Annotated in this window: 16 protein-coding genes; 6 read left to right on the top strand and 10 right to left on the bottom strand. The window is 47.7% G+C overall.

All coding sequences use genetic code 11. The annotated features are described in order from the left end of the window. The 3 genes from DWX62_RS04940 to DWX62_RS04925 all read left to right on the top strand — a co-directional run. Positions 1-802, top strand: an 802-nt coding sequence (locus DWX62_RS04940; RefSeq protein WP_120172621.1) for a tyrosine-type recombinase/integrase, incomplete at its 5' end; no start/stop codon positions are given. A gap of 435 nt (positions 803-1,237) precedes the next feature. Then, positions 1,238-4,504: a PL29 family lyase N-terminal domain-containing protein gene (locus DWX62_RS04930; RefSeq protein WP_227212783.1), complete on the top strand. Its 3,267-nt coding sequence runs from the start codon at positions 1,238-1,240 to the stop codon at positions 4,502-4,504. Between the two features lie 111 nt (positions 4,505-4,615). Further along, positions 4,616-5,176, top strand: coding sequence for a hypothetical protein (locus DWX62_RS04925; RefSeq protein ID WP_034532595.1), 561 nt, complete (start codon positions 4,616-4,618; stop codon positions 5,174-5,176). A 73-nt stretch (positions 5,177-5,249) separates the two neighbouring features. Here the strand turns inward: DWX62_RS04925 and DWX62_RS04920 are convergent, their stop codons facing one another. Further along, positions 5,250-5,810 (bottom strand): porin family protein, encoded by a 561-nt coding sequence (locus DWX62_RS04920; RefSeq protein ID WP_035447725.1) that lies wholly within the window; start codon positions 5,808-5,810, stop codon positions 5,250-5,252. A gap of 161 nt (positions 5,811-5,971) precedes the next feature. On the opposite strand from DWX62_RS04920, the gene DWX62_RS04915 reads away from it, so the two are divergent. The 3 genes from DWX62_RS04915 (at position 5,972) to DWX62_RS04905 (ending at position 7,834) form a co-directional block, all read left to right on the top strand. Further along, positions 5,972-6,469: a hypothetical protein gene (locus DWX62_RS04915; protein WP_008661945.1), complete on the top strand. Its 498-nt coding sequence runs from the start codon at positions 5,972-5,974 to the stop codon at positions 6,467-6,469. A 280-nt stretch (positions 6,470-6,749) separates the two neighbouring features. After that, a complete protein-coding gene (gene ric, locus DWX62_RS04910) occupies positions 6,750-7,478 on the top strand; it encodes an iron-sulfur cluster repair di-iron protein (protein WP_005824443.1) in 729 nt (242 codons plus the stop codon). Continuing rightward, complete coding sequence (locus tag DWX62_RS04905) at positions 7,475-7,834, top strand: DUF488 family protein (RefSeq protein WP_035447724.1); 360 nt, start codon at positions 7,475-7,477, stop codon at positions 7,832-7,834. The genes ric and DWX62_RS04905 overlap by 4 nt, the downstream gene beginning before the upstream one ends. A 70-nt stretch (positions 7,835-7,904) precedes the next feature. Here DWX62_RS04905 and DWX62_RS04900 read toward each other — a convergent pair whose 3' ends face one another. The 9 genes from DWX62_RS04900 to DWX62_RS04860 form a co-directional block, all read right to left on the bottom strand. Next, positions 7,905-10,340 (bottom strand): DEAD/DEAH box helicase, encoded by a 2,436-nt coding sequence (locus DWX62_RS04900; RefSeq protein WP_009037345.1) that lies wholly within the window; start codon positions 10,338-10,340, stop codon positions 7,905-7,907. A 133-nt stretch (positions 10,341-10,473) separates the two neighbouring features. Then, on the bottom strand, positions 10,474-10,695 hold the full coding sequence (locus DWX62_RS04895; RefSeq protein WP_002558131.1) for a DUF2795 domain-containing protein: 222 nt from the start codon (positions 10,693-10,695) through the stop codon (positions 10,474-10,476). A gap of 70 nt (positions 10,696-10,765) precedes the next feature. Then, positions 10,766-11,320: a cob(I)yrinic acid a,c-diamide adenosyltransferase gene (locus tag DWX62_RS04890; protein WP_005824436.1), complete on the bottom strand. Its 555-nt coding sequence runs from the start codon at positions 11,318-11,320 to the stop codon at positions 10,766-10,768. 104 nt (positions 11,321-11,424) lie between these two features. After that, positions 11,425-12,057: a hypothetical protein gene (locus tag DWX62_RS04885; protein WP_008661954.1), complete on the bottom strand. Its 633-nt coding sequence runs from the start codon at positions 12,055-12,057 to the stop codon at positions 11,425-11,427. Between the two features lie 4 nt (positions 12,058-12,061). Next, positions 12,062-13,558 (bottom strand): 3-succinylated cholic acid synthase, encoded by a 1,497-nt coding sequence (gene bas-suc / locus DWX62_RS04880; RefSeq protein WP_057258765.1) that lies wholly within the window; start codon positions 13,556-13,558, stop codon positions 12,062-12,064. A gap of 195 nt (positions 13,559-13,753) precedes the next feature. Then, entirely contained in the window at positions 13,754-16,216 is a 2,463-nt protein-coding gene (locus DWX62_RS04875; protein WP_120172620.1) for a glycoside hydrolase family 95 protein, read from the bottom strand. A 174-nt stretch (positions 16,217-16,390) separates the two neighbouring features. Next, positions 16,391-18,604 (bottom strand): glycoside hydrolase family 3 C-terminal domain-containing protein, encoded by a 2,214-nt coding sequence (locus DWX62_RS04870; protein WP_120172619.1) that lies wholly within the window; start codon positions 18,602-18,604, stop codon positions 16,391-16,393. Between the two features lie 47 nt (positions 18,605-18,651). Further along, positions 18,652-21,171, bottom strand: coding sequence for a glycoside hydrolase family 2 TIM barrel-domain containing protein (locus tag DWX62_RS04865; protein ID WP_120172618.1), 2,520 nt, complete (start codon positions 21,169-21,171; stop codon positions 18,652-18,654). A 163-nt stretch (positions 21,172-21,334) separates the two neighbouring features. Continuing rightward, positions 21,335-24,217, bottom strand: coding sequence for a TIM-barrel domain-containing protein (locus DWX62_RS04860; protein WP_120137831.1), 2,883 nt, complete (start codon positions 24,215-24,217; stop codon positions 21,335-21,337). Positions 24,218-24,269: the final 52 nt, after the last annotated feature.

Here is a 24,269-nt window from a genome sequence, read left to right as displayed (position 1 = left end):
GCTGAGCCCGACCGTACTGAAGAGATTCGAAAACTACCTCAGGCAGAGGAACTGCAGTTGGAACACCGTATCCACCTACATCAAGACGGTACGCTCGGTGTATCATCGGGCGGTGGACAGAAAGTACATACGGTATGTACCCAGACTGTTCGAGCATGTATATACCGGCACACGGGCGGACAGGAAGAAGGCGCTCGAGGCATCCGACATCAGCAGCCTGGTAAGGGAGACGGAAAGGAGCCTGCAAGGAGGGACGCTCCCAAACACACAGCAGAGAACAAGGATTTTCTTCGTACTCATGTTCATGCTCAGGGGCATACCCTTCGTGGACCTGGCGTACCTGCACAAAAGGGACTTGCAGGGGAATGTGCTGTCTTACAGAAGGCGGAAGACGGGACGGGCGCTGACCGTGTCACTCACACCCGAAGCCATGCAGATGGTCAGGATGGTGGCGAACAGGAACCCCGACTCCCCCTATCTGTTTCCCATCCTGCAGAGCGAGGAAGGCACGGAAGCCGCATACCGGGAATACCAGTCGGCACTCAGGGGATTCAACCAGCGGCTGGCAGTACTCAGGCAGTGCCTGGGAATGCAGTCGGCACTCAGTACCTATGCAGCTAGACACACCTGGGCCACAATGGCCTACCATTGCGAGATACACCCCGGAATCATATCGGAAGCCATGGGGCACTCCTCCATCACGGTGACGGAAACCTATCTGAAGCCTTTTAGCAACAGAAAGATTGACGAGGCCAATCAAAGGGTAATTTCTTTTGTAAGAAGCGGAGCGTGTACAGTATAAAAGACGTTACTTCTTTTGATAGGATAGAATAGATTTGTCGCACATTTTCCGGAATCTTCAAAATGAGTTTTGAAGAACGGAATGGTGTTGTCTTTACGGAGCTCTAATCGGTGCTATCAATATACTGTCATTCAAGCCTTTGAACCGAAAAATATACACTTTCATCCTTTAAAAGCCTCATTTCATCCCTTTCCCACTGTCATCTTTCTGGACTTCCAATCCTCTTTCCAATATCCCAACGGACTGATTTTTACTATTCCAAACAAAACCGGTCTATTTTCTCCTTATTCCCTGATTATTAACGAAATTAACAGGATTTCATTACCTGCGAAGTAACGGAATACTTAGTAACAAAACAAGTATGCGAAAGGGGTTCAAAATGAGAGATTATTCACTTTTTATTTTTTTAAATTTATAAATTTAAAGTTTTCAATTATGAACAAAAAGTTTCTAAGTGTGATCCTGTTCAGCGCCTTAATGGTGGGCACTGCAGGAACGTTCACGTCTTGTAAGGACTATGATGACGACATCGAAAGCTTGGACAACCGCGTATCAGCAGTAGAAAAGCTGGTAAGTGACCTTCAAGCTAAGATTGACGCTGGATCGGTCATTACCGGCGTTGACAAAACAGAAGATGGCATTGTCATCAAATTAAGCAATGGCGAATCTTATCCTATCAAGAACGGAACAAACGGCACAAACGCTCCCGTTTGGAGTATTGTAAAAGACGCTAACGGTGACTATTGGTGGGCTAAAGACAATGTACAAACAGAGTTCCCTGCACGCGGTGAAAAAGGTGAACCGGGCAACGGTAGCGCTGGTCAAGACGCTAAAACCATCTATTACTACCCAGGTACTGAAGAAACTGGCAAGTTGCATGGCCAAGCAGAAGCTGGCTACTGGGTGAAAGTAACAGAAGAGAAGGGTAAAGATCCTTTATATGAAGTACAAACTACGAAATGGTTACCGGAAGGGACTCTTTCAGCAGTTTGGAATACAAAAGATGAAACTCTGACCCTTGGTAACATGAAGGATGAGAACGGCAAATTGGTTGAAAAGACTATTTCTCTGACTACTAAGTTGAAAGCATTGGTATTCATTCCTGATTTGTATGAAGACGGAGTAGAAGCTACTAAATACAAATATGCCAACGGTGATTTCATCGAAGCTGAAAAGAACGCAATAGAAAGTAAAGATGACCACAATGTAGCTTATGTAATCAAGAAAGGTACAAGTGCTACCAATTGGATTACTTTGAAAGATGCCACTAAGAAAACTTATTGGATGCCTTCAACCAGCGCAATGTACTATCACTTGAACCCGCTAAATGCCAAGCTGAAAGATATTGAGTGGAAATTCTTGGCAGCTACTCCGGAATATGTAGCTACAAAAGCTACTCCTGCTGTGGTAACCCCTATCTTCCAAAACGCAGGTAAGACCATTGACGGCGAAAAAATGTATGCTACATACAAACTCTCTGTAGAGGATTTGAAGAAGGGCAATTTGAGCACTCCCGGTGAAAACAACTATATTTCTATCGCAGCTCTGGAAGCAACATTGGTTAATGGCGAAAAAGAAGGTGAAGAAAAGTCTACAGTTACTTCTGACTATGCAGCCATCATGCCGATGATTCAAGGTTTTAAAGCCATTGCGTATACCGATGACAGCAAAATCGTAACAAAAAACACTTGTAAACCTGAACTGTATAAGACAGCTAAGGAAGCTATCGAAAACGTATATACTGTTCCTGCACAATACAATGGTGGTTCTATTGAATTGGCAGATTTACTGTGTATCCATCATGTAGAAAACTTTGGAGAGAAAATTACTGCAACCACTCACAAAAGCATGAGTCTTGCTGAAGCTGCCCAGCTATATAATCTGACTCTCAAGTTTGAAGCTGTTCACTATATCAGCGGTGACAATGATACAGAGGAAAATGCTTACTCTCAATTGGAAGAAGACGGTACTTTCACTCCTTGCTATGTAAACGACAAAGAAGAAAGTGTGGTTATTCCTGAAGGAAGCACAGAAAAGATTGGCAGAAGTGCTATCGGTCGTCGTCCGGCAGTATTGGTTAAACTGGTTGATGCAACAAATAATGTAGTATTAGCAGGTTACATCAAGTTGGAAATCACTGAAAAAGCCGCTACTCCTGATGCAATTGTTATTGACAAGAGCACTCCGCAGTTGCCGTACTTGTGTGGTGAACAAACTGTATCCATCACTTGGAAAGACATGTCCGGTAAGATTCTTGAAGAACTGGGTATGACCAAGGAAGAATTCACAAAGGGTTATACATTTGTAAAAGACGAAACTTATGTAGCAGACGGTAAGGGTGGCTTCATTCAAGTAACAGCTGCTAATAAATTTGCAGCAGACAATACTTACGGTGTAGTTACTGAAACTCCTGACGGTAACACTAGTACAAATGCTATCCTGAACTGGACTAGCAATAAGACTCAAAGAGACCAACTCATCAAGGATTACAAAGATCGCGCCTTGACACTTTATGGCAAGTACAAACCTGTAGCAGGTGGAACAACTTACGCTATTTACGTAGGTATCAAGATTTCCATAGCAGAATTGCCGACTACTGCAAGTTATGGTAACAAACGTGATGCGTTCTGGTATCCTGCTGAAACAGCTTTGGCTGACAGAGATACTGTACGTACCAATGTTCCTGCTCCGGATGCAGCAAACAATGTAGCAAATTATGTGAAGAATCTTGATGACTACTTCTATCACTACGTAACAGAAGCTGGAAAAGAAGTTGAAAAATCAGGCATCGAATTCATTGTATCAGAAGCTTCCAAGCCGGTTTATGGTGAAATCTGGAACAACAAAGACAAAGGTATGGAAATCAAGTACAGCTACTTGTTCTCTGCTAAGAACGATGGTCTGACTATAGGTGGAAAGAAGTTGTTTGTAAGTACAGTTGAAGCTGACAAGAGCAAGAGCAGCACTAAGTTATACTGGGGTGAAAAGAGAGCAACCGCTTCTCTCATCGCAACTCTTGATAAGACAGCCAAGACAATTACTTATGCAAACAACGATGAAGCAAAAGTATTCTTGAACCTTTTCGGTCATAACGAAAACAAGCCTAACCAACAGTTTGCCATCATCGAGGTATCCGCTGTTTATGGTGACTGCGAAATTGAACTGGCTCCCGCTTACAACTTCAACGCTCGCTTCTTGCGTCCGCTGGATATTGAAAGCAACGACAAAGCCAAGTTCTTGGATGCAGAGGCTAACGGTTCTTCCGTATTACTTGGTAACTTGTTCAAGGCCAACGACTGGCGCGACAAACCGGTTATCGTATACAATGATAAAGACAAAGTATATGAAGCTGCTAAAGAAAACAACGTTAACTTGTACGAATACTACGGTATCAGCGCAATAACTTTGGATATTGACAATGCAACTTGTGACGTTAATGTTATCGGTGAACAGAAGCCTATCAACAAGGACGTTATCAAGCTGACAATCCTTGATAAAGTAGGTGGTACTGCAATTTCTAACCCGATTGACATCAAAACTACCAACATCAGCAAGTTGAACTCTGTAGTATTGAACTACAAGAACAATATGGGTAACACTAAAGACTTCACCATCATGGTTCCTGTAAAGGTCACATACACATGGGGTACAGTAAGTGCTAAAGTTGCCATTGCTGTTGATGGTACTATTGCCAACAGATAATTTTGTAAAGAACTCATCGCATCCTAAAATGCGGTAATATAATAAAGGTGCGTCATAATAAGGTGACGCACCTTTTTATTTAACAATGCACGATTAATAAATATATCAACAATGAACAATAAACAAATCCTTTTTATGCTTCTTCTCTCAGCAAGCTTTCTACTCGGAGCATGTTCAACAAAAGGACACGAAGAGAAGATGAAGACACAGAAAGAGGCAGAAGATGAGTTTGTAGCCACTTTGACTGCTGCAGACTCAAGCGCTGTTCTTACATTATGTACACAGTGTATGGATCTTCTAAAAGCTAAAGAGACTGACAAGGCTCTTGATATGCTTTACTCCATTGATGACGCTGGTATAGCCAAACCCTTAACGATACAACAACGGGAAGCACTGACCAAACGTTTCCAGCGTTTCCCGGTAATTCGTTATCGATTGGATTACCTCAGCTTCTCTACACAAGGAAATAATGACGTGAAGTACAAAATAGAATTTACGCCACGTTCAGATTCTGACACTCCAGGTAGTAGTATGGGGTTCATGTTCAACCCCATAAAAGCAAATGGGGAATGGGTACTCGCCATCAAAGACGGTAGACAGCCTAGTCGCGAAGCTGCTACCCCACTCCATGATGATGCACCTGCCCCAGTAGATGTAATTGTAGAAAAGTAATCAAAAACACAAGAAAGGCCCTCCTTTTTGTAGGAGAGCCTTTCTTTATATTCCACAAATCGTTTTACTACATTTAGAAGAGATACGCCGCAGACACCTGCCAAGTCTTATTCTTGGCACCGATGGCATCACCCGCATTCTTCCACGTAAATGAGTCGCCCATCGGGAGCTGATAGGTCACGCCAACCTGGAGATGCTTCAGCAGCTTCACACCGGCACCCAGATTAAGTGCCACTTGAGCCTTCTTGCGGTCTACGTAATCCTTCTTCTTGAAGTCGAAGAAGAAATCGGGACCGGCTGCCACATAAATACCCAACAAACTACCCAAGCCAATGGTATATTTCAGATTTACGGGTACTTCCAGTCCTGTTTGCTTCACCTCGTCCTTGCCGCGCTGAGAGAACAGCAAAGCACCATCAACACCCAAGCCTACAATGGGAATGGTGAACTCAGCCATCGGACCAATAAAGAAACCGGTAGAATTATCCTTGTTTCCCTTATATCCGCCATCCCAATCTATTTTCGTCATATTCACACCACCCTTAACACCCCACTTCAATAGTTGGGCCTGGGCAGGCATAGCCATAAACATACAGCATACAGCTATCACGAAAGCACTAAAAATCTTTTTCATAATCAATTGTGTTTAATATTACGGGACAAATATATGCAAATTCTTCCTAAAGAAACAACGTATGTTAGCATTTGTTCATTTACGAGAACAATGAATCACAAAACGCATTACCTTTGCAACCTGAATCAAAGAAAGATACCACACAGATAAAATAAAAAGCTATGATAAAAATCAGAAAGACGCAACCCACAGACATTGCAATCCTTATGGACATCTTTGAACAAGCGAAGCACATCATGCGGAAAGACGGAAATATGCTGCAGTGGAGAGGCAACTACCCTTCCAGGGAAATCGTCATAGCAGACATCGAACAAGGAAACAGCTATGTGTGCACCGACGATACCGAAGAAATTATCGGAACCTTCGCCTTTATCCGTGGAAACGACCCCACATATACGCATATCTATGAAGGAAAATGGGTGGAAGATACGCTTCCTTACGGCGTCATTCACCGGCTGGCAAGTACAGAACACAGCAAAGGAGTGGCCAATGCCTGCCTGCAATGGTGCTACGAACAAATACCCAACCTACGTGCAGATACCCACCGGGACAATCATATCCTGCAATACATACTGAAGAAGCACGGATTCAAATATTGCGGCATCATCCTTCTGGCCAATGGAGACGAACGGCTGGCATTCCAAAAAGTAGAAGGATAGACAAGGAAACCACGAATCTTTCATTTAAAGGAGTTATCAGCCGACAAGTCGGCTTAGGAGTTAAAGCCAATACTCGTGCGTATGTATTCACAGAAGTATCGGCTTTAACTTCTTCAACTCCTGACGGAGCGGAGCGAAGTGATAACTCCTCCAATTCCTTTAAATGAAAGAACCGGGCAAGAAAACTCAAATAATCATAACCCTTCAAACATTATCTGCCATATAATTGTATATATAGCAGGCTTCCACAATGTTGTGGAAAACAAAAACAAGATAACATATGAAGGATTATAAACGTATGACAGTCGGCGAAATCGTAGCCGACAACTTCAACAATGCCGGGATATTTGATAAATATGGCATTGATTTCTGCTGCCATGGTTCCGCACTGCTTCCCGAAGCCAGTAAAACTGCCGGAGCCGATATGGAGAAGGTGATAGAAGAAATAGAGCATCTGGCTCCGACAACCTCCGAAAATATTGATTTCAAGAGTTGGCCTCTGGACTTATTGGTGGACTATATTCTCAAAATCCACCACCGTAATATCCGTACACAAGGTCCCGAGATTGAAGAACTGCTGGATAAAATATGTCGCGTACACGGTGAAAAACATCCGTCACTCTACAATGTGCAGGCTCTCTTTCATGATTCCCTCTCCGACCTCAATGCCCATCTCGACAAAGAGGAACTGGTACTGTTTCCCTACATCTATGAGATGGTAAAGGCTAAGCTGGAAAATACTCCCCTGCCCGAATTCCACTGTGGAAGCATCGAAGCTCCCATATCCGTCATGATGGCAGAACATGACATTGAAGGAGAACGCTATCGCCACATAGAGCATCTGACCAACGGCTATACAGCTCCAGAAGATGCCTGCAACAGTTACCGCCTCGTACTCCAACAGCTTAAAGCATTTGAAGAGGCCTTGCACCAGCACATCCATCTGGAAAATAATATCGTTTTCCCACGCTCCATCAAAATGGAAGCAAAATTAAGAGAACAGCCATGACACAAATCAGAATCAAACGGGTATATGAAGAACCCAATGCAACAGACGGCTACCGTGTATTGGTGGACCGGCTGTGGCCTCGCGGCATAAAAAAGGAACATCTGAAATACGATGTCTGGGAAAAGGATATTACCCCTTCACCTGAATTAAGAAAATGGTTTCACGAAGACCAAGCGGAACACTGGGAGGGGTTTGCAGCCATGTATCGCAAGGAACTGGAAAATTCGGAAGCCGCCCTTAGGTTCATTGACACCATAAAACACCACCATACCATAACCTTACTATATGCTTCCAAAGCACCGATATACAACCATGCACGCATCCTGCAACGGTTTCTGCAGGAGCACTTAGACTAATTACTCACAATCTTTACAGTAAAAGCAAAGATGAACTGTAACTCTGGAAAGGCTGTTCAACGAATTGGTGCTACAAGGACACAAACTTCTTTTTCAAGTCGTCCACTCCCATTCCCGTAAAATAATCCTCTATAAAGTCCCAGCGCTGTTCATCCGTCAGCTTATCTGTTCCGAAGAAGAAAGAGAACAAGTCAATCTGCTCCTGGAATATCTGCCCGTTGGTATCCAGAATCAGATTGCGGTAATCATCGCCAAGCGCAAGTTCCTGCAGAGTTTCGGGGTCATTGAAACGGACAAATACGCAAGGCGTACCGCCACCCTCCACACTGAACGAAAGGCAGTCAAGCATAGAAAGCAGATTAAGCAGCATATTCAAGTCCGAGAAAGGAGTGCAATAAAACACCAGGCGGTCTCCCTTACTGCCCACTATGCGTTGGCTAAACAGTTTTTGATAGCGCGACAAAAGCAAATCAAAGCCTTTGGTCACCGTAAAAGAGAGTTCATTGGAATCCTTCTTTTTCACACTGCTGATATAGCTTACACTGCGGCCTTCCTCCGTGCGACTCTCCAGCAGGGAACCGATAAAGCGTTTGGCAGAGCGCACGTCCATGCCATGCTCGGCAAAGACAGCCCGCAATTCTTCTTCATCAAAACGTCCTTTCGACTTTATCAATGACGTTTTCAGCATCGTTGTCAGGCTCTTGAACAAGGCATCCATCCGCTCACGGATGACAGTGGCATCTTCCTTCAACAACACCTCATGCTTGCCTACAGACACGGCACGGGCTCCCTCCCACAACGTTCCATTATTCAGTTTCTGTTTGAATTCCTTGTAGCCAAGCTCAGGGAAACGCTCTTCCCAAAGCGCTTCCAGACGTGCGACGTAAACCCCGTCCTCCCCTTCTACCTTTGTCAGATAGCTATGGAATTCACGGGCAAAGACATCACCCGTCTTGTCCTGGACATATCCTTCGGTCAACAGATTCTTGGGGCTGATTTCAAGCAGATGCCTTCCATAACGCTGCATCAAATCGTCTTCCAGCCAAAGCAAGGCGGTCTTGATGAGCTGTCCCAACTCCGCTTCATACTCCAGCTTGTTCTTTGTACGCGGCAGTTTCACCACAAACTCGAAATCGGACAAAGATACCATGATTTCCGGTTTTTCCCCTTTCATGCGGTACACTTCCATGAGTTTTCTCAGAATAAGCACCAGCTGTTCCTGGGCAATGTTCCCTGTCTGATGCAGACGCTTCATATAATAGAAATCCCGTTCATGGTAGTCGGTAGCGGCAATACCCTGTATCTCCGTATCACGCGCGGCACGCCCTATCTCCTGAATATAGTCGACAAACGTACTGGATGGCGCCACATGGTATACACGGTCTATATCACTGATGTCCACTCCCATACCAAAGGCTTTCGTAGCCACAATCAGTTTCTTGGTTCCTTCCTTGAACTCTTGTACAATGGCAGCTTTCTGTTCCTTGTCCTTCTTGCCATAATAGGAGGCAACCAGACGCCAGTCCGCCGGCTTCACCCACGTCTTCAAGCGCATGTCGATGCCACCCGCAAAAGGATAATAGAGCAATGTCTTGTGCCCGTCCAGGAAGTCCTCCACCCGCGCAGCCACCACGCGCTGCTTTGCCTTGTCGTATGTCTCCCCGTCCTCCATCTCCATCTGACGGATGTCAAAGCCAATATTCCGGCGCTTCACTGTACCTACATAAAGCACGCAAGGCTCCATCTGCAAGGAACGAATAGTCTCGAATATCATGTCATTACCTCCTTTCGGGTTCCAGACAGCCGTAGCAGTCAATGCAAACAACGGGAAATTATAGCCGAGAGTCTGTTTCAAAGCAGTCAGGTAGCGCCCCAAGAACCAATAGTCCACGCGGAACTCCTTGCCCCACGTAGTGACCGTATGCGCCTCATCGACCACCACCAGACCGATGCGGCGCTCGCCTACAAAATGCTTAATGTCGTAAGAGAGAAGCAATTCCGGCGAGAGATAGAACAAATCAATCTCCCCCTCACGCACCTGCCGGTAAACCTCCATCTTCTGTTCCGGCGATAAATCGGACGAGGCGTATGCCACACGCATATACCCCAGCTCTTGCAGACTTTCCACCTGGTCTACAATCAACGCCTTCAAAGGGGAAACCACAATGGTAAGCAGATTATACTCCTTCCCCAGATAGATGGCAGGAAGCTGGAACAACAAAGATTTTCCGGAGCCGGTAGGGGCAGTCAGCAAGATATTGTCTACCTGCGTTTCACCTTTCCAAGCCTTTTCAGCCTCCAGTATAACGTTCTCTATCAGCTGTCCCTGCGAAATGCAGAGTTTCTCTTTTCCCTTGGACAAGTCATCGTAAATCTCAAGATTACGAAACTGTTCGTAGCCGTAAGTCTCCTTTAAAATCGTGTTTATGGTTTCGCGGCAGTTTTCAGGCAGATGCCTTTCCTTCAAATCCGGTAACCGGCGTGTTGTTGCTTCTTGTACATTCATTATTATTGTAGTGTGGGGATATTAAAAAGAAAAGAAGTAATTCTTCAACCATAGTTATCGGTTTTGGAATTACTTCTCCCTATGTTTCAAAATATTACCAGACATACCGGTAAGTTTTTTCTTTTAAAGCGTATCAATATTCCTCCTCGTTAAAGAAAAAGTCCTCTTTGCTGGGATAATCGGGCCAAATATCTTCTATGCTTTCATAAATCTCGCCTTCATCTTCCATTTCCTGCAGATTCTCAATCACTTCAAGCGGAGCACCCGAACGCATGGCATAATCTATCAATTCATCCTTAGTTGCCGGCCAAGGAGCATCTTCCAATTTAGATGCTAATTCCAATGTCCAATACATAGTCTCTAGTATTAAAATTGTGAATATTAAGTCCTATTTCTATTTTTCGGCAAAAGTATAACAATTTATTTCACTTGCAACTATTATTCCAAAATATTTCACCTTTTTTGTCGTCTTGATTCATTTTACGGGAAAGAACGAACAAATAATCAGACAAGCGGTTCACGTAAGCCAGTAATTCCGAAGCGATTTCCACTTGTTCGGCCAGAGCAAGAATCCGACGCTCTGCACGACGGCAAACCGTACGGCAAACGTGGCAGACTGCCGCACCGCGACTTCCGCCGGGAAGAATAAAGGCTGAAAGAGGAGGCAAAAGAGTATCCAAACGGTCTATCTCCCGCTCCACCATTTCCACCTGCTCCGAGCTGATGATACTGGCTTCTTTCAGCTCCATTTTCTCCCGGTCTGTGGCCAGATGAGAGCCTACGGCAAAAAGTCTGTCTTGCACTTGCTGCAGAAAATCTTTATCCTTTCCGTCAAGCAGGTACGTGATGAGAAGACCCAGATTGGAATTTAGCTCATCCACCGTACCGTATGCCTCAAGGCGGATATGCGTTTTAGGTACACGGGTTCCACCTACAAGAGAGGTGGTTCCTTTATCTCCGGTTTTGGTGTATATCTTCATAAGGAATTAATGTTTAGGGGTTAGAGATTAATGTTTAGCAGCCAGTAAGTGGAGCTAAGCACTAATCACTAACCGCTAATCACTATTGAAACGCCTAAAGATAATCAAAAGTTGACAATATAGTCTTGTTTTATCTTTGTTTTATCGAAGAATATGATACCAAGGTCATAAAGGTCGAACGTAATACCCGCCCGCCCGTCCTGCTTCATACGTTTCCAGAGGGCAGACATCTGCGGAGTGTAACGGATACCCTCAATCACAAAAACAGACTTTCCCCTGGTACGGGTGGAACAGATGCGGAAGACCTCCTCTACAAAATCGGGATGACGATAATCGTGCAAATAAAGGAAATCAACGGGAACGCCACTCTCCAGAAAGAGCTCGGAAAGGTCGGAAGCCGAAGTATAATCTGCCCCCTCCTTCCCCGCTTTCAGATAGAGGGCAGAAGCGGCAAGCGTACCGGCATCTACAATAGTCTCCGGCTGGGTATAGTTTACCAGACGGAACAGAAGGCGTTTTACTTTCTTCGATTCGTACTTCCAACGTTTATCTTTCTCCAGCTCCAGTTGCTTCTGGGCCTTGGCCAGCTCTTCATATTTATAATAAGCCGTACTTTCGTAAATTACATGCGTAATCAGGTTAAAGGCAAAAGGAGAATGTACACCGTAGCCGCAACGGTGCCGGAAACGGTACAGCCAGATAAAAGGCCGTTTTAGAGTAAGCAAAATACGATTCATTATTTTAATGCGCTAATGTACCTTCGAAAGTCACCCCTTCACCCGAAGAATAATTCTCCGTAACAGTCAGGAGTACCTTGTTATCCTCAAAGCAGAGCGTAAGCCCAAGAGCGCTTATCCAGTTGACATAATGTACTTTCAGTTGCAAAGCATCAGGTGACGCCCACGCATAACTGCCTGCCACCTGGAAAGGGCCTTCTATACCCTTAAAACGCCCCTTTGCAGCAACCGAATACGGAGGATAGCCATCAATTGCCGCTTTCGACCATTGCTTATAGCCAAACGGAAGACTGTATGTCTTTCCGTCTTTCTCCACCACAGTCATCACTACTTCTTGCTGCTTGAATTGCAGCTCGATAGATTGCCATCCGTATTTGTTCTCTCCGAGCAGGATGCGCTTGCCTGCGTATTTCTGTGAAAGGGAGGAAGCAGCCTTTCCTTGCACTAACGGCAGTTGATAAGAACGCTGTTTCTTCTGCAGGCGCTTGTAGTCCTTACCGGGCGCTAATACCTGGTCACCGACCTCCGGCAACAAGCGGTTCCAGACCAGACGACGCTGCCGACGACCGTCTATCAATGTACATTCGGTAATAACCACTACCATATCCTTATCCGGAACAATCAGAATGTATTGTCCCAAAGCCCCGTCAGCACGTACAGCACCCGGATATTCGCAAAGCCACATCTGATAGCCATAATCTCCTATCTGTCTGGTCATCATCTGCTCCACCCAGGAAGCCGGAAGCAACTGCCTGCCTTCCCAAACACCCCGGTTCAGCAGCAGCAATCCGAATTTTGCCAATGACTCGCTCTGGATATGCAGTCCCCAGCCACCGGTATTGATGCCTTCGGGGCTTATCTCCCACGCAACGTCCGTGATATGCATCGGGATGAAAAGCTTCTGCTTCAGATAATCCAGCAAGGTCATGCCCGTCACCTTCTGCACAATGGCAGAAAGCATATAGGTACTAATCGAATCATATTCAAACTTCTTGCCCGGAGTTTTCACCGGTTTGGCAAGGAAGGTACGTATCCAGTCGGAAGTGAGGTTGCGCATATTCCAGTCGGGAGTGATACCCGACGTCATGGTAAGCAGGTCACGGACAGTCATGTCTGCCAGATTAGCGGAAACCGAATCCGGAAGAAATTCCGGGAAGAAAGCGGCGACGCGGTCTGTCAAACGCAAGCGGTTGTCTGCAATGGCAAGCCCTACGGCAGCCCCGACAAAGGTTTTGGAGCAGGAATACATGGTATGGCGATATTCCGGCGCGAACGGAGCCGGATAGATTTCTCCGATGACCTTGCCGTGACGCAGCACCACCACGCTGTGGATGTCTGTTTTCGGCAATGCCATCAGTGAATCAAACAAGGCAGTGACAGCCTTGGAAGGGACTCCTTCTGCCTCGGGTGTGGAACGTGGCAACTCATTGATTTGTGCATGAACTGCCAACGCTCCCAGCAAGCCGAGAAACAAGAAGAAAAAACGTACTCTATTTTTCATAATTATCTAAGATATTTGTTCTACATGCGCTGCAAATGTACAGCATTCGGGCGCGAAAGGCAAATTACTTGATAATTTTGTCGGGGAACTATTTTTAGACAGAAGAACAAAAGGACATATTTTACTTTATGACTTTTGTTCTTCTGTTCTTTTGTTCTTCTGTCTAAAACATCTTCTGTTCTTCTGTCCGAATCATCAGAAGAAACACACCGTCGCTTCTTCTCCCTTGTTCAAGTCCAACGAGAATGCCGGTTTCTTGTAAGTATATGTATGTCCTCCTACCGTCACTTCGGCACGGACAGCACTTGCGGGCATCTTTACTGTAAATTTACCCGGAACAAGAGCGGTAACAACAGCCCTCGTTGCCCGTCCATCCTTCCAGTCCAGGTCTATGGAAGCACCGCCGCGTACGCGCATTCCACGGAAGTTGCCGGTAGTCCAGCTATCCGGCAGGGCAGGAAGCAGATGGATAAAGCCTTCATGACTTTGCAGCAGCATTTCGCCGACTCCCGCCGCACCACCGTAGTTGCCATCAATCTGGAAAGGAGGATGCGAACAGAACAAATTAGGGAAAGTGCCGCTACCATGACCTCCCGTCGCAGCATCGACAGCAGGATGCAGCAAACTCTTGAAGAGTTTCCAAGCACGGTTTCCGTCACCCAAACGAGCCCAGAAGTTTATCTTCCAAGCACGGCTCCAACCAGTACCCTCGTCTCCACGACGGTTCAAGGTCATCCGGCAGGCTTCGGCAAGCTCGGGGGTAAACTCCGGCGAAATCAGGTTTCCCGGATGCAGGCCGTAGAGATGGGAAACGTGGCGGTGGTGTACATCCACTTCCTTATAATCTTCCAGCCATTCCTGCAAGTATCCTTCCTTACTGATTTGCATGGGCGGGAATCTCTTCAGGTCCACCTCAAGCTTCGCCACATAATCCGCATCACAATCCAGCAGGCGAGCGGCGGCGATGACATTAGTATAAAGCTCAGTGAGCAGTTGCACATCCATAGTGGGACCCATACAAATGCTGACGGGAGTCACGCTGTCACCCGGCACATAGAAACTGTTTTCCGGAGAAGAAGTGGGGGCAGTTACCAGCCAGCCATGCGAAGGCTCCTGCACCGTAGTGGAACTAAAGAACCGGGCGGCACCTTTCAAGACGGGATAGATACGACGCAGATAATCCTTGTCCTGCGTATACAGATAGTGTTCCCACAAATGGGCACACAACCAGGCACCACCGGTATTGGTGGCTCCCCAGGAGGGATGTTCACCGGGAGCGGTATAATTCCATACGTTGGTCATCATGTGGAGCACCCAGCCATCTGCCTCATCGCCATAGAAAGTACGCGCACTTGCCTCTCCCGAAGGGATAAGGCGCTCCATCAGCGTCGTCAGCGGCTGATAGAGTTCGGAGAGGCCGGCTTGTTCCAAAGGCCAGTGGTTCATCTGGATATTGATGTTCGTATGATAGTCCCCGTTCCAGGGAGTCGATACTCCATTTGCCCAGAGTCCTTGCAGATTGGGCGGCAGGCTGCCGGGGCGGGTACTGCTGATGAGCAGATAGCGTCCGTAGTTATAGTACAGAGCAGCCAATGCCGGCGACTCCTGCTGTGTGAAGCGGAGGATGCGCTCGTTCGTCGGGAGCGTATCATCCAGCGTGGCAGGAAGCGTCAAGGAAACACGGTCGTAGAGGGAACGGTGAGCGGTGACATGGTTGGATAATGAAGAATGGAGAATGGCACATGGAGAATTAGCGGGGGCGGTGAAAGGACGGAGCAAGCTGTCGCAGACTTCCGCATAGCGTTCGCCCGGGAAGTCGGTACCGGCAGCGGCATAGGAGGTAGCGGCAGAAAGTATCAACCAGGCTTCCTGCCCGTTCTTCAAGCGGATACCGTTTTCCAGGCTGACAGACGATTCACCACCGTTCTGCACGAGTTGCATGGCCACACGGTATTTCATACCGTCCAAACCGGGTTTACCGCTTTCCAACATGCCGTCCATCAAAAGGGTGTTCCCTTGGACAGTCACCGAGCTATGTTCCGCACGACTCAAACGGGCAGAGAAATTCAGAGCCCCTTCACGTCCGGCAACCAGATGAATCAGCATGACATCACGGTCATGGGAAACAAAATACTCACGGTGATAATCGACATCTTCCAGCCTGAAAGCCGTATATGCCACCGCATCGCGCAAGTTGAGCCAACGGCGATAGTTGTTTAATGGAGAGTTGAGAATGGATAATGAAGAATTGTAGGTAAAATCTATATCCAAATCGCCCAATACCTGATAGGTTCCATATCTCCCGTCAGTCTCCTGCTTCTTCGGAACAAAACTGCTGTACATCAGCTCCTGTGCCTCTCGGTTCTTTCCCTCAAACAACAGTTGCCGGATGGCAGGCAGACTCTTCGAAGCATCCGGATTGCTATAATCCGCCTCCATTCCGCTCCATAATGATATTTCATTCAGCACAATGTGCTCACGGAGAATGCCTCCGTCGGGCATCATGCCCAAGCGTCCGTTGCCCAAAGGAAGAGTCTCCTCCCAAATAGCGGCAGGTGACGTATAATACAACTGATGATTACAACTGTCGGCAGGCGCATCGGCTGCACGAAGCAGCAACGAGGCTGCAAGCAGAAATAGAGTGGCAAGTGTCTTCATATTGTTTTTTGATTCTGATTTCAGGCTGCAAACTTACTGCATACACTTTGCAGCATTGCTGCATACCTTTTGCAGTGACGCTGCAAAGCAATTGCAGTAGCGCTGCAAAAGGTATGCAGTACCACTGCAAAACAGTTGCACTGATTTTGCAGTGGTTACGCACTGATTATAAGATTATTGCATTTCGAACGAAACTACACCACGGACGTCGGCAGACGAAGCGCAAACGTATGCCTTGAACTTACCCGGTTCGTACTTCCAAGCTGCGGAAGCCTCATCGTAGAACTTCAAATCATCCGGAGTAAGGGTGAAAGTCACGCTCTTCTCCTCGCCCGGCGCCAAAGCGACTTTTGCAAAATGTTTCAGTTCCTTTACAGGACGAAGCACACTGCATTTATCATCGCCTACATAAAGCTGTACAATCTCTTTTCCGGCAATGCTACCCGTATTCTTCACGGCAACTGTCACCGTCAGCATACCGTCGGCAGCCATGGCCTTGGCAGAAGCCATCGGTTTGCCATATGTAAAGGTAGTATAGCTCAAGCCATGACCGAAGGGGAAGAGTGCCGGAATCTTCTTGGTGTCGTGCCAACGATAGCCCACCAGAATATCCTCCTTATACTCCTGCTTGATGCTGTCGCCCGGATAACTGAGTTCATCAAAAGCATGTGCACCGCAATCCGTCAACTTGGCAGGGAAAGAGAAGGGCAACTTTCCGCTTGGATTCACCGCACCACTCAGGATGTCAGCCAGAGACTTGCCACCCATGGAGCCTAAATACCAGCCTTGCACAATGGCAGGAACCCGGGATACCCACGGCATTTCCACCGCATTACCACTGAGAAGCACCAGAACCAGGTTCTTGTTTACCCCCAGCAAAGCTTCAATCAGTTCATCCTGCCCGAAAGGCAAGCCGTATTCCAGACGGTCGCCACCTTCACAATCCTGAAAGTGGTTCTTGTTCAATCCACCTACCAGTACCACTAAGTCTGCCTTTTTCGCCATTTCCACGGCTTCTGCACGGAGTGAGTCTACCACATTCTGCGGAATTTCATCTGCACGGCCGTACATCGGACGACCGGCGGCATAGCCTTTCGCATAGGCTACCTTATCGCCATAAGCGGCACGCAAGCCATCCAGCGGAGATACCATATCCTTCACTTTCAGTTCGGAAGAGCCTCCTCCCTGATTCAGCAAGCGTACGGCATTATCGCCCACCACCAGGATATTCTGATACTTGGCTGCATCAATCGGCAGCAACGGGGCACCTTTCTTTACCACCGGAGCATTCTTCAACAGCACAATGCCCTCATTGCCTATCTCGCGGGCAGCGGCATAATGCTCTTCCGTAGCTACCGAACCATAGGGTTTCTGACGGTTCATCGCCGTACGGAATATCAAGCGAAGAATGCGGGAAGCCTTGTCGTCTATTGTAGACATCGGCACTTTGCCATCCTTCAACATCTGGAGGTAAGGGCTGGCAAGGTAATAATCGTTATAGGTAAATACACTCTCGGACGTCAGACCGTTGGTGTAAGAACCCATTTCAATATCCAGACCGTTGACGGCAGCTTCATAGGTGTCGTGGGCACCGCCCCAGTCGGTAATGACACAGCCGTCGAACTTCCAGTCATCTTTCAGAATCTTGTTCAGTGTGAAATCGTTATGGCAGGCGTGCTGGCCGCGAATCTTATTGTAAGCGCCCATAATGCTCCAGGCACCTCCCTCTTCTACTGCAGCCTTGAATGCCGGCAGATAGATTTCATACAGAGCACGGTCGCTAAGATTCACATCAATATGTCCGCGCCACAGTTCCTGGTTGTTCAGCGCATAGTGCTTGACACAAGCTGCCACTCCGTTCTTCTGCAACTCCTGGATGTAAGGTACGCACATCACACTGGCCAGATAAGGGTCCTCGCCCATATATTCAAAATTACGACCGTTCATCGGAGTACGGTAGATGTTGACGCCGGGGCCCAGCAACACATCCTTTTCACGATAGCGCGCTTCCTCACCGATGGCCTTGCCATACTTTGCAGACATGTCCGGATTCCAGGTAGCGGCCAGACAAGTCAAAGCCGGGAAAGCGGTAATGCTGTCATTGGTCCAGTTGGCATATCCCCAGTCATTCCAGTTGATTTCGGCACGGACACCGTGAGGGCCGTCGCTCATCCAAAGCTCGGGAATGCCGAGCCGCGGAACACCCGCACTGCTGAATTTACTCTGCGCATGGCAAAGGGCTACCTTCTCTTCCAGTGTCATCCGGCTGAGAGCATCCTTTACACGTGCTTCAATAGGTTGTGCATCGTCCATATAGACCGGTGTCTGTGCAGACACGGTACTGATGGAGCATGCAAGAAATAAGGTTGCTAAAAATTTATTCTTCATGTCTTAATTGGTTAATATGCTAATGTGCCAATTAGCACATCAAATTATCATTTAACTTTAATCGCCGTCGTCGCCTTCTCCAGTCCATCAGCCGTAGCCGTCACCTTGACACCACCCGGTTCACCGTTGTTCTGCAGTACCACCAGGCACTTTCCGTAGAAAGCCTTGCGGTGGTTGTCCTTGAACTTCTCCATAGAGATGGGGCTTCCGTTATCCACTCCAGCAATGAAGCCGGCACCTTCTACGGCAAAGGTCACATCGTTTTCGGCATTCGGACACAAATTTCCATCTTTGTCCAGAATCTCAACCGTAATGAAACTCAAGTCTTTGCCATCTGCCTGAATGGTACTGCGGTCGGGGCTGAGACGAATCTGCGCAGGTTCGCCCGCTGTCCGGATTTCCTGCTCGGCCACAGTCTTTCCTTCCTTGCGGGAAACAGCCTTTACCGTACCCGGCTCATACTTCACGCGCCACATGACGTGGAAATCGTCTTTTCCCTTGCTGCGCACACCCTGCGATTTTCCATTCACGAAAAGCTCCACTTCGTCGGCATTGTTATAATATGCCCACAAATCGATGTCTTGTCCCTCCGTCCAATTCCAATGCGGGAAAAGATGCAACACCGCCTTATCCGGACGCCACTCGGACTGATACATGTAGTAGACATCCTTCGGGAAACCGGCCAAGTCGATAATGCCAAAGTAAGAGCTGCGTGCCGGCCAACCGTAAGGAGTAGGCTCACCGATATAATCGAAGCCCGTCCAGACGTATTGTCCACTGATAAAGTCGTTGTTCTTCACATGACGCATAGTACCTTCGTGACGGTTGCCCCAAGGAACATGACAGTTGTCGTAGGAGGAGCAAGAGAACGAGGCATCATAGAAAGGCTTATTCCAACGTGCGGGCCAGACAAACATCGAATCACTCGGCATTCGGTAGTAACCGCGTGTCATCAGGCCGGAAACACTTTCCGTCACGATGAACGGCTTGCCGGGGAAGTTCTGAGGAACACCTGCAAACCAATTGTCATGGTAATTAAAACCGATTATATCGAGCGCACCGGAACGGAACAAATGATTGTTCGGGTTCGGCTCGTTGCAGCCTGCCGTCACGGGGCGCGTGGCATCGAGCTTTCTCACCATATCCGCCAGTTTCTTTGTCAGCAGTGAGTTGACGGACATTTCTCCGTCCTTTGCCAGCATATCCGCACTGTGACCGAAGTTCAAGACCAGATTGGCCTCTTCCAGACTCAAGGTGTCGGCTTTGGCATCCGTCCACTGCTCCAGCACTTCGTTGCCGATGCTCCACATGAAGATGGAAGGATGATTGCGGTCACGCACGATAAGGTCAGTCAAATCGCGTTCGTGCCATTCGTTGAAATAGCGTGAATAATCGTGGCGGGTCTTTTTCTTGCGCCACATATCAAAGGTCTCGTCCATCACGATGAAGCCCATACGGTCGCAAAGGTCGAGCAACTCCGGTGCGGGAGGATTATGGGAGCAGCGGATGCCGTTGCAACCCATTTCTTTCAGAATCTCCAACTGGCGCTCGATGGCGCGCGTATTCACCGCAGCTCCCAGGCAACCCAAGTCATGATGCATGCAGACACCATTTATCTTCACTTGTTCACCATTCAGGATAAATCCTTTTTGTGCATCGAAGCGGAAAGTACGGATGCCGGTAGGAGTATAGTAACGGTCGAGTACCTCGCCGGTCTGCTTATCCTTGAGGATGCTTTCTACCCTATACATATAGGGCGTATCAATACTCCAAAGACGGGGATTCTTCAAGTGTATCTCCTGCTCCACTTCTGCCGGAGTAAGAGGCATCAACTGCGCTTCCGACACAGCCTCACCCACCGCATTGCCGTCAGCATCCACTAACCGGGATTGCAGGACGACATCGGCCATCTGTGCTTCTGCATCGTACTGTAGTTTGGTGCGTATCTTCAACTGGGCACTGTTCTTCGACACATCTTCTGCCGTAACATAGGTACCCCATTGCGCTATATGAGCTGGATTCAGCTTTGTCAGCCATACATTACGGTAGATGCCGCAACCGGAATACCAGCGCGAATTGGGCTGTTCGGCATTGTCCACACGAACCGCCAACACATTCTCCACTCCCCACTTGATATAGGGAGTCAGGTCATAACTGAACGAGATGTACCCGTAGGGACGTGTCCCCAATTCATGGCCATTGATATAAACGGTGGAGTTCATATAGGCACCATCGAAATCTATGCGATAGCGTTTGCCCTCATCGGCCTTATCGGCAGTAAAAGTCTTGCGATACCAGCCTATACCACCAGGCAGTGCACCTCCACCCGTTCCCGAAGGATTGTCTTTACTGAATTCTCCTTCAATGGCCCAATCGTGGGGTAAGTTCAGTTTCCGCCAGTCTGCGTCATTATAATCCGGACGGGCTGCCGCCGTATCGTCTCCCAAGCGAAAGGCCCAGTCGGCAGTAAAATCCAAGCTACGGTCATCGCCAGCTACCTCTTTAGGAGCATTGCAACCGGCCAGCAGGGACAGCCCGATGGCCAAAGACAATATGATTTTATTCATAGTAATAAATATCTAAAAGATTATCGAGTGCCTATTCCTCTCTCACAGCTATTCAGAAGTAGGGAAGTTCCTGGCACCGGGGAAGGCATCGTTCGGCACCGAGGAACGACGAGAACGGTACCGGGAAGATTTCTCTCCCTGGCACCGTCGTCTATCATTCTGATTATAATTTTACGGTTTGTGCTTTTCCGTCATACTTCACCGTTATGCCTTTCGCCTTCAAATCGAACGGTTGCGGCTGGTCTTTGCTTACCTTCACCACATTGAAAGTACGTTCCTTCAGCATACCGGGGAAGTCACCCGTACGGTCGCCGATAACCAGTGTACCCTCAGCATCGTTATAGGCAAACGGTATAGTGGCATATTGTCCCTTCTCGTAGTTATAGTTCACACCTTCATCCTCATAGAGCGTAAACGCGCCGTCCTTACCCGTATAAACATAGAGAGTGATTTCCGAAGCCGGTTTTTCATCACTGTATTGCATATCCGGACCATAAGGTACAATGGCACCTTCGCAAACGTAGAGCGGAATACGTTCATAAGGAGCATCCACTGTCAACTTCTGGCCACCGTTCACATACTTACCGGAGTAGAAATCATACCAACCGCAGCTTACCGGGAAATAAACCTCGCGGCTGCGTGCACCGTATTCGTAAACCGGAGCCACCATCAGGGCAGAACCGAACATAAACTGGTCACCTATATTGTTGACATTTGCATCAGCTGTGAAGTCCATTACGAGCGGACGCATGATGGTATAATCATTGAAGTAAGTCATACCAGCCAAAGAATAGATATACGGCATCATGTTGTAACGCAACTTCGTATAGTAAACGATGGAGTTGTAGCACGGATGTCCTGCCGGAGCAATGTTCCAAACCTCACGGTACGGATACTGGCCGTGTGCACGGAACAACGGGCAGAAAGCGCCGAACTGATACCAACGGGCATTCAACTCTCTCCATTCCTTATAATCGGCATTTTCACGTCCGGTCTTGTTGAATTCCATCTGACCAGCCACATAACGGTTCTCTACACAGAATCCACCGATGTCCATAGTCCAATAAGGGATACCGCTGACAGCAAAGTTCAAGCCGGCAGAGATTTGCGCTTTCATATCTTCCCAACGGGTAGCGATGTCACCACTCCAGGTGGCGGTAGAATAGCGCTGCAATCCTGCAAAGCCGGAACGTGTCAACAAGAAGACGCGCTTGTCCGGTTCCACGCCGCGCTGTCCGTCATAGATAGCTTCTGCATTCATCAGTGCGTATGCATTGAAGAACTTGGCAGAGGGGCCGAGTGCTGTCGGACCGCAAAGGTCCTTGCGGTATTGCAAATCCGTACAGTCGCGTATGTTCGGTTCGCTGGCATCCATCCACCAAGCGTCAACACCCAGAGGATAGTAGTGGTCTTGCATCTGCTTCCAGAAGAGCTTGCGTGCATCGGCATCGTATGCGTCATAGAAAGAGCCCAGATAGCCAGGACCGACCCAGTCTTTGATGCTGTCTTTGATAGCCTGCTGATACATCCAACCTTTTTCGTCAAATTCCTTGAAGTGTTCGGTCGTAGCATAGAACTTGGGCCATACGGAAATCATCAGACGTCCGTTCATGGCGTGGATGGAGTCGACCATTCCTTTCGGGTCGGGGAAACGTTCAGGGTCGAACTCATGGCTTCCCCATGCATTCTGCTTCCAGTGCAGCCAGTCGATTACGATATTGTCGATAGGAATCTGACGTTCACGGAATTCCTTCAAGGTGGAGAGAACCTCCTCACGCGTATTGTACTTCTCACGGCTCTGCCAGTAACCCATCGCCCATTTCGGCATAATCTGGGATTTACCTGTCAATGTACGGTAGCCGCTAATCACATCGTCCATATCATCACCATAAACGAAGTAGTAGTCTATTTCATTCTGCATTTCACCCCACCAAGAGAGTTTGTTCTGTTCTTCATCAGCCACCGGACTCAATACCCGCAGACCGCAGTAAGAAACACCGGCATCAGGCTTCCACTCTATCTTCAACGGAACGCGCTTGCCCGCTTCCAGATTAACAGCAAACTTATAACTGTTAGGATTCCAAGCCGTACGCCAACGTTCGGGAACCACCAATTCATTATCAATATATACTTTCATGTAGCCTGCATAGTAAAGGATGAAGCGGAACAAGCCGCTTTCTGCCGGTTCTATTTCTCCCTCATAAACTACGTCGGACCCTCCGAACGGGAACTCCGCAGGCAAATTAACCACCTTACTCAGATGTGCGGCACGGTCCAGATGTTCAAAATAAAGAGAATCCTCACGACGTACAAGGGTTTCCACGTCTTTCTTGCCCGGAATATATGTACCGGTCAAAGCACCTTCCTTGCCCTCTTTATCATAAAGTTTGAAGACATCACCCAGTTGTGAGTAGTCACGCGGGTCACCGAAACGGCAGAGCGAATAGCTGTCCCAAAGCACACCGTAGTTTTTATTAGACACGATGAAGGGTACAGACACCTTTGTATTGTACTGGAACAGTTCCTCATTCTTACCTTTATAGTTGAACTCATCCGCCTGGTGCTGGCCCAAGCCATAGAAAGCCTCATCATTGCCTGCCGACTGGAATACCTGACGTACTGTATATCCTTTCGTACCTTCCACTTCCACCGGAGTAAAGGTCCGCCCGTCAGAGTCTTCAGCCAGAATCTGCTTGCCGTCGGCATCCGTGAAGCGTACCTCACCCGTTGTCTTGGACACAATGGCACATAATTCCGATGTCTTGACAGTCACTTCATCGCCCTGCTCTTCGACCTTAAAGTCGGTCTTATTCTGTTGAGGGATCACAATGAGACTCTGCTCCTTTGAAAATTCCTTCTCAGGAGTAGCCGATACATGAATGAGCTTCTCGCCCATTACTTCTAATCTTACTTTACGCACATCCGTCGGTTGCTGCTGCTTGACTTCCACAACAACACCGTTCTCGGTCTTTTGGAATCCGCCTCCGGAACATGCGGCGAGCATCCATCCGGCAAGCAAATAAACTGAAGTGTTTTTCAATTTCATATTACTGTTTTTAAAGTGAATTTTCTCCAATGCAAAAATAGAAAGTTTACTT

The organism is Bacteroides sp. AF20-13LB (assembly GCF_003603065.1).
Taxonomy (GTDB): domain Bacteria; phylum Bacteroidota; class Bacteroidia; order Bacteroidales; family Bacteroidaceae; genus Bacteroides; species Bacteroides uniformis.
The sequence above is the reverse complement of the archived record's forward strand: the minus strand, read 5'-3'. Positions and strand labels throughout refer to the sequence as shown.

Bases quoted from the DNA above. Each gene is read 5' to 3' on its own strand.
- DWX62_RS04930 (WP_227212783.1), top strand. From the start codon at position 1,238: ATGAACAAAAAGTTTCTAAGTGTGATCCTGTTCAGCGCCTTAATGGTG.
- DWX62_RS04925 (WP_034532595.1), top strand. From the start codon at position 4,616: ATGAACAATAAACAAATCCTTTTTATGCTTCTTCTCTCAGCAAGCTTT.
- DWX62_RS04920 (WP_035447725.1), bottom strand. From the start codon at position 5,810: ATGAAAAAGATTTTTAGTGCTTTCGTGATAGCTGTATGCTGTATGTTT.
- DWX62_RS04915 (WP_008661945.1), top strand. From the start codon at position 5,972: ATGATAAAAATCAGAAAGACGCAACCCACAGACATTGCAATCCTTATG.
- ric (WP_005824443.1), top strand. From the start codon at position 6,750: ATGAAGGATTATAAACGTATGACAGTCGGCGAAATCGTAGCCGACAAC.
- DWX62_RS04905 (WP_035447724.1), top strand. From the start codon at position 7,475: ATGACACAAATCAGAATCAAACGGGTATATGAAGAACCCAATGCAACA.
- DWX62_RS04900 (WP_009037345.1), bottom strand. From the start codon at position 10,340: ATGAATGTACAAGAAGCAACAACACGCCGGTTACCGGATTTGAAGGAA.
- DWX62_RS04895 (WP_002558131.1), bottom strand. From the start codon at position 10,695: ATGTATTGGACATTGGAATTAGCATCTAAATTGGAAGATGCTCCTTGG.
- DWX62_RS04890 (WP_005824436.1), bottom strand. From the start codon at position 11,320: ATGAAGATATACACCAAAACCGGAGATAAAGGAACCACCTCTCTTGTA.
- DWX62_RS04885 (WP_008661954.1), bottom strand. From the start codon at position 12,057: ATGAATCGTATTTTGCTTACTCTAAAACGGCCTTTTATCTGGCTGTAC.
- bas-suc (WP_057258765.1), bottom strand. From the start codon at position 13,558: ATGAAAAATAGAGTACGTTTTTTCTTCTTGTTTCTCGGCTTGCTGGGA.
- DWX62_RS04875 (WP_120172620.1), bottom strand. From the start codon at position 16,216: ATGAAGACACTTGCCACTCTATTTCTGCTTGCAGCCTCGTTGCTGCTT.
- DWX62_RS04870 (WP_120172619.1), bottom strand. From the start codon at position 18,604: ATGAAGAATAAATTTTTAGCAACCTTATTTCTTGCATGCTCCATCAGT.
- DWX62_RS04865 (WP_120172618.1), bottom strand. From the start codon at position 21,171: ATGAATAAAATCATATTGTCTTTGGCCATCGGGCTGTCCCTGCTGGCC.
- DWX62_RS04860 (WP_120137831.1), bottom strand. From the start codon at position 24,217: ATGAAATTGAAAAACACTTCAGTTTATTTGCTTGCCGGATGGATGCTC.